The 11,199-nt window shown below is 54.8% G+C and carries 9 protein-coding genes; 3 read left to right on the top strand and 6 right to left on the bottom strand.

The annotated features are described in order from the left end of the window. Positions 1–31: 31 nt before the first annotated feature. From B5E84_RS03290 to B5E84_RS03310, 5 genes are all read right to left on the bottom strand, one after another. Positions 32–1,321, bottom strand: a complete 1,290-nt coding sequence (locus B5E84_RS03290; RefSeq protein WP_162612799.1) for a sensor histidine kinase — start codon at positions 1,319–1,321, stop codon at positions 32–34. Beyond that, entirely contained in the window at positions 1,314–2,009 is a 696-nt protein-coding gene (locus B5E84_RS03295; RefSeq protein WP_087219172.1) for a response regulator transcription factor, read from the bottom strand. Before B5E84_RS03295 ends, B5E84_RS03290 begins: the two co-directional genes overlap by 8 nt. Before the next feature lie 196 nt (positions 2,010–2,205). Then, complete coding sequence (locus B5E84_RS03300) at positions 2,206–3,567, bottom strand: ABC transporter permease (RefSeq protein ID WP_087219175.1); 1,362 nt, start codon at positions 3,565–3,567, stop codon at positions 2,206–2,208. Further along, a complete protein-coding gene (locus B5E84_RS03305; protein WP_143469163.1) occupies positions 3,557–5,950 on the bottom strand; it encodes a COG1361 S-layer family protein in 2,394 nt (797 codons plus the stop codon). The genes B5E84_RS03300 and B5E84_RS03305 overlap by 11 nt, the downstream gene beginning before the upstream one ends. Positions 5,951–5,988: 38 nt before the next feature. Next, the gene (locus tag B5E84_RS03310) at positions 5,989–6,684 is read right to left on the bottom strand and encodes an ABC transporter ATP-binding protein (RefSeq protein WP_087219181.1); all 696 of its coding nucleotides are present in this window, start codon (positions 6,682–6,684) and stop codon (positions 5,989–5,991) included. Positions 6,685–6,954: 270 nt separating this feature from the next. Between B5E84_RS03310 and B5E84_RS03315 the strand changes: the two genes are divergently transcribed. The 3 genes from B5E84_RS03315 (at position 6,955) to B5E84_RS03325 (ending at position 10,021) form a co-directional block, all read left to right on the top strand. Then, entirely contained in the window at positions 6,955–7,719 is a 765-nt protein-coding gene (locus B5E84_RS03315) for an L-2-amino-thiazoline-4-carboxylic acid hydrolase (protein WP_242963246.1), read from the top strand. Between the two features lie 113 nt (positions 7,720–7,832). Beyond that, on the top strand, positions 7,833–9,245 hold the full coding sequence (locus B5E84_RS03320; protein ID WP_087219183.1) for an arylsulfotransferase family protein: 1,413 nt from the start codon (positions 7,833–7,835) through the stop codon (positions 9,243–9,245). Positions 9,246–9,406: 161 nt separating this feature from the next. Further along, positions 9,407–10,021 carry a type I restriction-modification enzyme R subunit C-terminal domain-containing protein gene (locus B5E84_RS03325; RefSeq protein ID WP_242963247.1) on the top strand — a complete coding sequence of 205 codons (615 nt, stop codon included), beginning with the start codon at positions 9,407–9,409 and terminating at the stop codon, positions 10,019–10,021. Between the two features lie 687 nt (positions 10,022–10,708). On the opposite strand, the gene B5E84_RS20295 is transcribed toward B5E84_RS03325, so the two are convergent. Continuing rightward, positions 10,709–11,041: a hypothetical protein gene (locus tag B5E84_RS20295; protein ID WP_143469164.1), complete on the bottom strand. Its 333-nt coding sequence runs from the start codon at positions 11,039–11,041 to the stop codon at positions 10,709–10,711. Between the last annotated feature and the right edge of the window lie 158 nt (positions 11,042–11,199).

Raw genomic sequence — 11,199 nt, forward strand, 5'->3', positions numbered from 1 at the left:
TTGCACAGCGTTATTTTCCGGATAAACGCACCTATTCATCCCCTCTAATGGGAAATCCCACCTCAATCTCAAAATACTCCTCTGTCAGCCGGTAGCGGAAGATGCCGCTGTGGGCGGTCATGATGCGTTCGCAGGTTTTTAAGCCGATGCCGCTGCTCTCGGCATTTGCGGCGGGGCCGGCGGCGCGGTTGCGAAACTGGATCAGGAGAGTGTCTTCTGTCTGGCGGTAACGGACCTGGACCGGGTGGGAGCGGTCCGCGTACTTGGACAGGTTGGAAAAGATGTTTCCGAACACGCGGCGGACAGAGGGGATGTCGGTAAACAGGGAGCAGCGGATCTCGTCCGACTCCCGCTCCACGGAAAATCCTTCGCTTTCCAGGTCAAACAGGCTTTCCTCCACCACCTGGCCCAGGAATTCCACAGCGTTTACCGGCTGGAAATTCAGATCCTCTCTTTCCTTTCCGTACACCAGGAAATACTCAAAGAGCTGGTCCGACAGCTCCTTGATGCGGCGGGCCTTGTCCCGAATGGCTCGGATGTACTGCTCCTGCTGGCCGTCATTTTTCCCCAAGAGCAGGATGTCGGTGTAGCCCAACAGGGAGGTGAGAGGAGTGCGCAGGTCGTGGGACATGGCGGTGACCAGGTCCCGGTTAGCCTTTACGGCCTGTTCCTCTCTGGCCTGGCGGTCCCGGATGGCCTGGCGCATATGGTCCATTTCCGTGGCCAGGGAGGCCAGCTCGTCTTTTCCGATGACGGTGATGGGATGATCCAGGTTTCCGCCTTTTAAAATCTGCAGTTCCGACTCCAGCAGGGCGATGTAGCGGATCTTTCTGCGGATGAAGGCGTAGAGGATGAGCAGGGCGGTCATGATGGCCAGGAAACCGCAGGCTAAGTCAGCCGCCAGATAGCTGCCGCCGGAAGGGACACAGAGGATCAGGGCCAGGGCCGTCCCGTCCTGAAAGGAGATGGAGTAGCTGAAGGCCGGCTGGAAATTGTCACCGATGATCAGGTCCACGTTCTGGTAAATGACTTCATTTTCCTGGTACAGGGTGACGACCATATTTTCCTCGGAAAAGGCCCAGGCGTCCAGGGCTCCGGTGTCGGAAAGGGAAATGCTTCCTGCGGAAACGTAGTCCTGGAGGCGGTCCGCGCAGCCGTCCGCCAGCGTCCGGTACAGCTCCTGGCTGGAGGTTTTGGCATCCAGGTAACGGTAGGCCTCCATGCTGAAAAAGGCGTAAAGGAGAGAGCCTACGAGGAAGGCGAAGGTGGCGGTGAGCATCAGCCGTAGGCTCAGGCGGGAGAAGAAGGCGGATTTATTCAATGCGGTACCCCTTTCCCCAGACATTTACCACGTAGGTGGGATTTTTCGGGTCCAGCTCCAGCTTTTTGCGCAGGTTCCGGATGTGAACCATCACCGTGTTGGTGGCGCTGTAGAAAAAGGGCTCTCCCCACACGCTCTCGTAGAGATTTTCAATGGTGAAAATTTTTCCCCGGTTGGAGGCTAAAAGCAGGAGTATCCGGTATTCCAAATCGGTGAGGTGGATTTCCTCCCCGTCTCGGGTGACCTGGCCGGTGCGGCGGTCGATGGACAGATCCCGGATGGTGAGGGCGGAACCGGCCTCAAAGCTTTCTTTTCCCCGGTAAACGTGATAGCGCCGGATCAGGGCTTTCACCCTGGCGGCCAGCTCCGCGTAGGAAAATGGCTTGGCCAGATAGTCGTCCGCCCCGGCTCCAAACCCCACAGTTTTGTCAGAGTCCTGGGTGCGGGCAGTCAGGAACAGAATGGGAACGGTGAGCCGCCTGCGGATTTCCACACAGGCGGAAAGGCCGTCTTTGCCGGGCATCATCACGTCCAGGATGATCAGGTCCATGGAGTCGTCCGCCAGGCGGATGGCCTCCCTGCCGTCGGCGGCTTCGATCACTTCGTAGCCCTCGCTTTCCAGTAAAACGCGAACTACGGAGCGGATTTCCGGGTCGTCGTCAGCGAATAAGATTTTCTTTGGTATCAATGGTATTTCCTCCGTTACAGTAAAGGTTGTCTGGTTTCCGGGAACCGGCACAGGGCCTTTGTCCCCCTATCATAGCATAAGAGCGGGCGGGACGCCAGCGGGAATGCGCCGGGCGTCCCACCTGCCTCCGATTTTTATTTAACAGGAAACTGCGTTTCCTATGACACAAAAGCCTCCGGCGGGAGGGAGTCCGCCGTCAGTCGTGCTTGATGGCCTCCAGAGCGGGGATGTTCACCGCCCGTCTGGCGGGATAATATCCGGCTCCCACCCCGATGAGGGTGGAAAAGAGGACGGCGGACAGGGCCAGCCACCAGGGGATGATGGAAACGGCGGTGGAGAGGCCGCCCATATCCGGAGAGAAAAACAGATCGGCCCCGTCAAATCCCCCGGAGGAGAACCCGCCTCCGATGCCGGCGGCTGCCGCCAGATTCATGAGGGCGGAAATGAGAAAGCTGACACCCATTCCCGTGATGCCCCCCGCCAGGCCGATGGCCCCTGCTTCTAAAAGAAAGAGGCGCCGCACATCCCGGACGTGGCAGCCCAGGGCCTTCATGACGCCGATCTCCCGGGTGCGCTCGGAAATGGACATAATCATGGTATTTGTGATGCCCAGGGCGGCCACAAAAAGGGAAATGGCGCCCAGACAGCCCAGCATGAGCTGTTTCTGCCTGGCCTCCTGTTCCATCGGGCGGCGGATGCTTTCCATGGAGCTGGTGGAGAACCCCATCTTTTTAATCTGCGTTTCGATTTCCGCCACCTGCCGGATGGTTTCCGCTTTTACAATGGCGTTTTCCCAGCCCTGACGCCGGTCCGGTTTCTTTCCCGCCAGCTTTTGCTGCGCCTCTATAATGCGCTGCAGGTCATCCAGTCGGAAAACCAGGCCCATGGAGGTTTCCATGCCTTTGCTGTAATCCTCCTTCATGCGTCCGTCCACAGTCAGTTCCACCGTCTGCTTTTTCCCGTCCTCTTTTCCACTTTCGATTTCCAGAGTTAGAGGCGTTTTCATAATGTCAAAATAGGGTTCGGCGTCCTTCTCCCAGGGATCTCTCATGTTCCGGTCGGAAGGCCGCTTGGTGTCTTCAAAGAGGAACGCGAAATCCTTGCCGGCCAGCACATGGTCCTGGCCGGAGTTGTTCCATTTTCCCTCTATCAGGCGGTAGCCCATCTGTTCCGCCGCGCCCGGCTCCAGGCCCACCACTGAGGTGTAAATGCAGTGGTAGCGGCGTCCCTTTCCGGCGTAGACGTTGATGGGGAGCTGGTCGGCGGTGAGCTTTGGGGTCGCGGCCTGGACACCGGGAATGGCCTTGATGGCCGCCATGGCTTTGGCGTTCAGCTTGGCCGCTTTTTTGCTTTTTCCGGTGCGGTATACGTTGATAACTGTCAGGTCGCCCATCATGGACAGGGCCTGCTCCTGGGAGCGTTTCATGCCGATTCCGATGGAGATCATGATGATCACGGAGCAGCAGCCCAGGACCACGCCCATGACGGTCAAAAGGGTCCTGGCCTTGTGCCGCAGGAGATTTTGCAGGCAGACGCGAAACAGGTCCTTATGTTTCATGGCGGGCCTCCTCTCGGGAGCTGTCAGGGGACTGCGGCGTTTCCAGATCTTCTTCGTCCCAGTCCAGCGTTTCCCAGTCGCCGGCGTCTTCCGCCGTTTCTTCCAGGTTCTCCTGTTTGCCCTTTCGCTTCCGTTTCACAAACATTGCCGCTCCCGTTCCCGCGAAGGCGAGGAGGACGGCCGTCAGGTAAAAGGGCAGGAGGCTGCCGGACCGCTCCGTTTCCTCCGGCACCAGGGGCAGATCCGGGGCGGGGGCGTCCTTGATCTGGAACTTCACCGGCACGGTCAATTCCTTCCGGTTCATGGCATCGTCCTCGTAGGTGACAATCACCTGGCCCTCGAAGGAGCCGCCTGTTTCGGGAGTTACGAGGAAATCAATGGTGCCTGTCTTTCCCGGCTCCAGATTTCCCAGGGAAACCTCCCGCTCCAGCACCGGGATGTCGCCTTCCAGTCTGGCCTCCAGATTAAAGAGGTCGCCCCGGCCCTTGTTGGCGTAGGGCAGGGAGATGGCAGTTTCCTCCTGGGCCTGAACCCCGTCAGGGAAGGAGGGGGATTTCACTTCCAGCCGGTCCGGCTGATATACGGGGATGGAAATGGTCTCCGCGGTGGAATTCTGCTTGCGCTCCTTGTTGTCCACGTACTCGTATTTGAAGGAGATGTCCACCTTCGGGGACAGGAGCTTGGACTGGAACAGGGCCTGCATCCGCACGGTTCTGGTCTCGGTGGCGCCGGGAGCCAGGGAGGGGATGTAAATGGTGTTGGAGGAGTCGTTTATGGACAGCCCCTCCCCTGTGTTTAAGGACATAAGGATGTTCTCCGCGGGGAGCTGGCGGCTGGTGTTGGCCACCTCCATCACCAGGTCAAATACCTGTCCCGCCTGGGCGCTGCCTCCGTAGGAATAGCTGCGGATGATCAGGTTGGGGGTGGGAGCGCCAAGCTTTGAGGTCCCTCCGGCGGTGAGCACAACGATTTTGCCGGAAATACTTCCCTGAACGGTGCCCTTGCCGGAGTCGTAATCAAATTTCAGGCCTACGCCCACCAGCTGGGACGGAAGGGAGGAGAGCTCCTGGGACGTTTTTAAATTGACGGTCACATCCGCGGTCTGTCCGGGGGCCAGATCCCCTACCAGGTAGGTGTCCTCCGGATCCATGAGGGCGATCTGGTCGCTTGGTTCCAGGGTGAGAATCAGGCCGCTTACCTGGCTGTGACTGGTATTTTCCAGGCGGATGGTGGTCTGAAACGCCTGTCCGGCCCCGATTTCCCCGCCGTTTCTCATGTGGCTGATGCGGATAAAGGGCTGGCCGGAGCTGCTGTTTTCCCGGATGGGGACTGTCACCTTCTGGGCGGAGGTGACGGCGGCAGTTTGGCCGTCGGCATCATAGTTGTAGCGCAGCTCCACGTCCAGGGTCTGGGAAACGCCGGATAAGTCCTGCCCTGCCTGCAGGCCCACCTGGATTTCCGTGGACTGCCCGGCTTTTAATTTCCCCACGATTACGGAATTGGTGTCGCCGGTGAGATAGAGGGAGGGGCCGGGGGTCAGCACGGCGGTGAGATCCTCCACGTCCGTCTCTTTGCTGAGGTTGCTCAGGCGAAGGGTGAGGGCGGCGGAGCCGCCCGGCTCCATGGGGGAAAAGGTCCCGGCCCGCTCCAGGCGGATCACCGGCTGGGAGACGGAGGAGTCGCGGTTTCGCTTTTTCCCGCTGCTTTTGGAAACGTCGGCGCGCTCCGTCTCGTCAATGGAAACGGAGAGAGAAACTGCCTCCTCCAAAGCACCTTTTTGGCGGACCTGAAAGCCGAAAGCGGTGTCCCCTCCAAGGTAGGTGATTTTCGGGAAGGTGATCTGCAGCTCTAAGGGATCGTCCTTTTTGGAGAGAATCTTCACTGTGGGGGAGCCGTCGGCCCGGTAGCCGTCCCGGCGGTGGGATACGGAAAAATCACTTTTTTTCACGTCCTTTCCCGTGAGGGCTGAGCTGGACAGGCGGATGGTCAGGCGGGCGGATTCCCCCTTTTTTAAAGAGGTGACTTCCTCCCGGACCTGTTCAGAGTGGTGAAGGCGGTAATCGGTTACGGAAAAGGCGTATCCCGCAGGTTTCTTTTCCGGTGATGTTTCGCCCCCTTTGCCTCCGGGGATCACGGACGGGGTGGCGATGCGGGCCGAGGCGGCTGTGCCGGGACTGCCGGACAGCTGAGGGGTGGCTGCCTGAACGGTTAAAAGCCCAGGGGTCAGGAAATGGGGGGCAATGGTTTTAAGGTTTGCTGTCCCCGGAGCGGCCATGGCCGTGGCGGGAGCGTCTAAGCAGGCGGTCATTCCCGGCGATACGGCCGTCCACAGGCAGAACGCGGCTGCCAGAAATCGGGCACGGATCAATGTACTTCGTTTCATAAATCGTATTCCTCCATAGGTATAAAATAGAAAAAGGGTCAGCGGACCCGGTTGGAGATGATCGTGCCATCCACCAGCCGGATCACCCGGTCGGCGTACTGTTCCATTTCCGGGTCGTGGGTCACCAGCACGATGGTCTGGTGGAGCTGTCTCGCAAATCCGGTGATCATTTCCATGATTTCCCGTGTGGTGCGGGAGTCCAGGTTTCCCGTGGGCTCGTCGGCGAAAATGACTTCCGGCTGGGCGGCGAAGGCCCTGGCGATGCCGGCCCGCTGCTGCTGTCCGCCGGACATCTGCCCCGGATAGTGGTTCAGCCGGTGTCCCAGCCCCACCTGACGCAGCATCCGGGCCGCTGTTTCCTCCCGCTCTTTTTTGGGAATCCCCCGAAACATCAGGGGCATGGCCACGTTTTCCACTGCGGTCATGGACGGGAGCAGGTTGTAGGACTGGAAGATAAAGCCGATGGAGCGCTGGCGGAACGCGGCCAGCTCCTCCTCGTCCAGTCTGGACACCCGGACGCCCCGGATCCGCACCTCTCCGGAGGTGGGCTTTTCCATGCCCGCCAGCTGATTCAAAAGGGTGCTTTTTCCGGAGCCGGAGGTGCCGAAAATACAGCAGATTTCTCCCTGGAGAATGTCCAGGCTCACTCCGTTTAAAGCGGTCACCTTCTCGTCTCCCATACAGTATATTTTTCGCAGACGTCTCACCTGGATGATCGGTCTTGGCTGTTTCATAGAAACTCCTTTCCAAATATTGGACGGTCCTGTCAGGTTACTGCGTTATCATAAACCATAAAAAGGGAAGATTGGGGTGGGGAAAATCTTAAGAAATCTAAAGAATAGGTGGAAAAAGGGGAAATGACGGTTAGGGCAGCCATACTATTCCGGCGATTTGAGCAGAGGAGAACGCGCAGGGACTTGGCCGGGGCAGGAAAATGGGTTACAATGGAAACGAGAAAACAGAGAAACCAAAGACTGGAAATCATGGGGAAGGAGAATCAGAATATGAGCACAGGAAAAACGGATTTAAGCGGAATGCAGCCGTCCGGGACGAACACGCAGCCGGAACGGGAATCAGGGTTTAACGAAATGGTGCACGCCTATATAGCGGCAAAGTTTTATCACTATCTGACGGAGCGGTTTGGGGAGCGGGGGAAACAGGCATTCATCCACGGGACGCAGCTCCACGCCGGCCAGCGCGGCCGCCGGATGGCTCAGCGGGCCATCCGAAACGGGGAGGAGCTGAATTTTGAGACCTACAGCCGCTACGGGGAATGGGTCAATACGGAAACGGCAGAGCGTTTAGGGCTCTCCAACCAGTCGGAGGTGGTTTCCTGGGGGCCGGATTTTGAAAACCGGGTGTACGCCTGCCCCTGGCAGAAACAATTTGAGGCCATGGGGATGACGGAGGCGGGAGAGGTGTACTGCCAGCACCTGGACAATTCCATCTGCCGCGGATTTAACCCCTATCTCTCCTACGAGGTGACCCAGACCCTTCACCGGAGTGACTGCTGTATCCATATTGTGCGGAACGCAGGCATGAAAGAGGGCACGGACTGCTCCAAGCGTCCGGAGGGATTAAAGTCCTTTGAGTACCACTGTGCCAACTCTTTCTGGGCGTACAGCGAGGTGAGCGCCGCCATTTTCCAGGCCCAGGGAGAGGCTGTGAGTGCCGCTGTGCTGGCGGATTTTGAGAGGGATTATGGGAAGGAGATGGCGGATAGGATTATGAGGTATCGGGATGTGAATTTTAATGTGGTGGATGGGTGAGAGCTGTGGAATGTTGCTGAAAATTATCTTGACCAGATGGGGGGCTAGCGATAGACTAAATAATAAGTTAGCGTAATGGGGTTGCGTTTACATAGGATAGGAGGCGCTTTACAATGACAATGTATACGCGTGTGTTTCCAACAGGGGTAGTTCGGTATAATCCGGACAAATGCTGGAATGGCTTGACCATCATTCCGGCTATAGGGGGGCACTCCACGGCTCGTGGAGCTGTACTTTATGATATGAATGGCAATATCGTAAAAAGATGGGAAGGACTTTTTGGTGCGTTTGATAATAAAATGCTGCCGGGAGGCTCTATCTTAGGAACAACAGGTTACGCCAAAGGGTATTGGCTGGATTGTGTGGATCTCGTCCAGATGAATTGGGATGGTGAGATCGAATGGCGTTTTACCAATGGCGAAATGGTTATGGACATTAAGACGGGCAAGCCATTTCTGAGCGCGCGGCAACATCACGATTATCAGCGGCAGGGCAGTCCGGTAGGGTATTTTATTCCGGGACAAGAGCCGCTGCACAGTGGAAAAACATTGATCAATTCTACAGAGAATCGTGATCTGCCGGAATTTTCCGAGCACAAAGTCAGCGATACCAAAATTTTGGAGGTCGACGAAAAAGGCAATATCTTGTGGTCATGGAGCTTGTTTGATCACTGGGATCAATTAGGTATCGAAACGATTGGCAAAGCGATCCACAAGCAGTTTGCGCCATATCTTCAGCCGGCAGAAGATATCAAGTATGTGAAAGAAACGTATTGCAACAATATCAATTATTTAGGACCTAATAAGTGGTATGATGCCGGTGATGAGCGGTTTAATCCGGATAATATTATTACTGATGTCCGCATACTCAATACTTTGTTCATCATTGATAAGAAAACCGGCGATATCGTTTGGCGTATTGGTCCTGATTTTGAAGCTACCAAAGAACTTCAAGAGATCGGGCAGATCGTTGGACAGCATCATGTCCACATGATTCCTCGCGGTCTTCCCGGTGAGGGCAATATTTTGTTATTCGATAATGGCGGACAGGCAGGTATCGGTAAACCTACGCCGTGCCGTCCTACAGGGTTTAACAATGCCACGCGTTCTTATTCGAGGGTTCTTGAAATCAATCCTGTTACCTTGAAGGTCGAGTGGACGTTTAATGATGAGCAGTATCATTTCCATAACAGCGCAGAAAGAGCGTTCAGTAATTTATTGTTCAGCGAATACTGCTCCTCAGCGGATCGTCTGCCCAATGGAAATACTCTGATCACAGAAACGATCCGCGGCAGAGTGATAGAAGTTACACCAGAAAGGGAAATCGTATGGGAATTTCTCAATCCAGGCCGGGCAGTCTTTAGAGCCCATCGTTATCCATATGAATGGTTTCCTCAAGTGGAAACGCCAAAGGAACAGCCGGTAACGCCGGTAAAAAACAGCAGGCTTAGGATCAGCTGCGACGGTACACCTTATCTTCTTGAAGACGATCCCTTTTTTGTAGAGCCGGGCGAATCAATATTTTAAAAGTTTATAGGAGAAATTCTGCTGAGAATTCAAGTGGAATTTCTGGGAAAAAGGAATTTGGACGCTGCTTCAAGTTCCTTTTTTGTTACTTGCCGTATCTTCGCATAAGACAGCTGTGTGATATAGCGGCGCGCTTGGAGCGGAAAATCAGCATTCCACAGATGTTTGAGAATGTGCGGAACGAGCTGCGGGAGCTGATGAAGTTTTTGGACGAGGCGGGAGAATCGGGGGGTTCCATTGTGACGAATTTGATGGATCCCATTGTGAGCAGTCAGGAAGGCGTCCAGTTGGAGGCGGCCTACGATTTTGAGGATTACCGGGACAAAGTAAACCGCTATGTGAATGAGCACAGCGATACGTTGGCAATCCATAAACTGACCCATAATATTCCATTGTCTGAGGGAGATTACGAGGAGTTGGAGCGGGTACTTACTAAGGAGCTGGGGAGCCGGGAGGACTATGAGAGGGAGTTCGGAGATACGCCCTTTGGCCTGATGGTCCGCAAAATCGCTAAACTGGATCACGAGGCGGCCATGGAGGCGTTTTCCGCCTTCATCAACGACCAGTCCCTCAATCAGAGGCAGATTGCATTTGTGCACAAAATTATCAACCACATAGAGCGGAACGGATATATGGAAACGGCCGCTGAGCTGACAAAGCCGCCTTTTGATAAGCCGATTAGTTTCATCAAGCTGTTCGATCCGAAAACCAGGACGGCTCTTATGGAAACGATTCATCAGATTCGCGAGAACGCGGTTCAGATTGTGGCGTCGTGATGGGAAATCGTGATGGAACCCTTTGAGGGGAAACGGCGGAACTTTGAACGGATTGGGCTGCGCCGGTTTTTGGGATGTCCGGAGGGTGCACGTTTTAAAGGGGGAATGTCCCGGATTCACCCGGCGGTGGAAAGAATGCTGTCAAAGGCAGGGGAGGTATTGTTAGATAGTGGTTGAAGGAAGTCGGAGACAACCCGTTGACCTGAGAAATACTCCCACCCCCGCAACTCCTTCTTGCACCTCCGGCTCCGCTTATGATACAATCAGTCTCAGAAAAACCACATTTCCACTTGTCTCCGCAGGAGGGAAACGCAGAGCGTTGCCAGTTGAATTGGGAACGACGAAAACTCTCACTCCCATTCATGATCCCGGAAGGGTTTGCGCCATAGCAGATTGAAACAGACTGCGCGGTGCGAATCCTAAGTGCACACAGAAACACCGGGAGATTCGCACCGGAGATGAATAGTGCAATTTGCGAAAAATATGGGCGCAAACAGATGAATTTGAGGGGGATAGAGAAGTGATACGGTCAATATGAATGATAAAATGAGGGAGAATGGGATGAAAAACTGGTAAAGGTTGCCGTCTCCCTTCGTGAGAAGGGAGTGAATTGAAATGAAACCGGGTTGCGTTTGGAGGAAATCGTTTTGGTCTCCCTTCGTGAGAAGGGAGTGGATTGAAATAATCTCAGCATGACCAGTTACCTCCCACCGCAGCTGTCTCCCTTCGTGAGAAGGGAGTGGATTGAAATATTGCAGTGATACCAGATATTTTCCAGAAAGGCATGTCTCCCTTCGTGAGAAGGGAGTGGATTGCAATGAGGTGTTGACGGCGTCTAAGTACATCACCAGTGACGTCTCTCTCTGTGAGAAACGAGTAGCTCAAAGAAATTCTACCATCAGAAAAGAAATCGCCTTGTAGCCGAGCTTTCCCTCCATACAAAGAAAAACCACAAACCAAGCCAATTTCTAATTTAAAAAAATTTTCAGAAAAACGTTCATTGTTTCCACTGACAATCATTTTATGCCATCCTGTAACACATTTTATGCCTACCCTCGCACACGACAAACGCACGAATGAACAAATTATGAACATCCGTCTTTTTTCTGGTATACTAAAAGAAAAAAGGATGGGATGTTATGAAAGAAGTGTTAGATTTTGTAAGTACGGTGACGGAT

The organism is Lachnoclostridium sp. An14, from assembly GCF_002160755.1.
Classification (GTDB): Bacteria; Bacillota; Clostridia; order Lachnospirales; family Lachnospiraceae; genus Lachnoclostridium_A.